Annotated in this window: 2 protein-coding genes; one reads left to right on the forward strand and one right to left on the reverse strand. The window is 44.0% G+C overall.

The window, feature by feature from the left end:
- The coding region (locus tag ACWHAR_RS29265; protein WP_452088719.1) for a S1 RNA-binding domain-containing protein at positions 1-391 on the forward strand (391 nt) is incomplete at its 5' end.
- A gap of 9 nt (positions 392-400) precedes the next feature.
- Here ACWHAR_RS29265 and cmpA read toward each other — a convergent pair.
- On the reverse strand, positions 401-514 hold the full coding sequence (gene cmpA, locus ACWHAR_RS29270; protein ID WP_003225207.1) for a cortex morphogenetic protein CmpA: 114 nt from the start codon (positions 512-514) through the stop codon (positions 401-403).
- Positions 515-607 lie beyond the last annotated feature (93 nt).

Here is a 607-nt window from a genome sequence, read left to right on the forward strand (position 1 = left end):
GAAGGACAAAATCAATCAGCTGGCGCTTTCTGAAACGGCAAAAGAGCTGGGAATCGGCGAAATCACTCTGAAAGACATTTGTGAACAGCTGACAAGGCCGGAACACGATCCGCGCGATGAGGTGCCTAAGACTTTGCTGAAAACAGACGTCCTTCAGCTGGAAGATTTGAAAGAGGGAATGGAACTGCAGGGCACCGTGCGCAATGTAGTGGACTTCGGAGCGTTTGTTGATATCGGAGTCAAACAAGACGGGCTTGTGCATATCTCAAAACTGAGCAATCAATTCGTCAAGCATCCTCTTGATGTCGTATCTGTGGGCGATATCGTGACAGTTTGGGTTGACGGCGTAGATGTACAAAAAGGCAGAGTATCGCTGTCTATGGTAAAATAAAAGCACTGCTTACGAGCAGTGTTTTTTCCTATAGAAATACCAGCATTGATTCAGCAGTTTAATTTGGTAATTATCTTTTTCAAGGAACGCTTTTTGCATCTGCTTTTTAAGCCAATTTGGCATAGGCTCATTCCTCCTCAGCTTTTATCATAAGAGGGACGGTGATTACCATATTGTATGCGAACGGTGAATTGTCCCGTTCAATGTTTTTTAAGT

The sequence above is a fragment of the Bacillus sp. LR--39 genome (genome assembly GCF_053613335.1).

Bases quoted from the DNA above. Each gene is read 5' to 3' on its own strand.
- cmpA (WP_003225207.1), bottom strand. From the start codon at position 514: ATGCCAAATTGGCTTAAAAAGCAGATGCAAAAAGCGTTCCTTGAAAAA.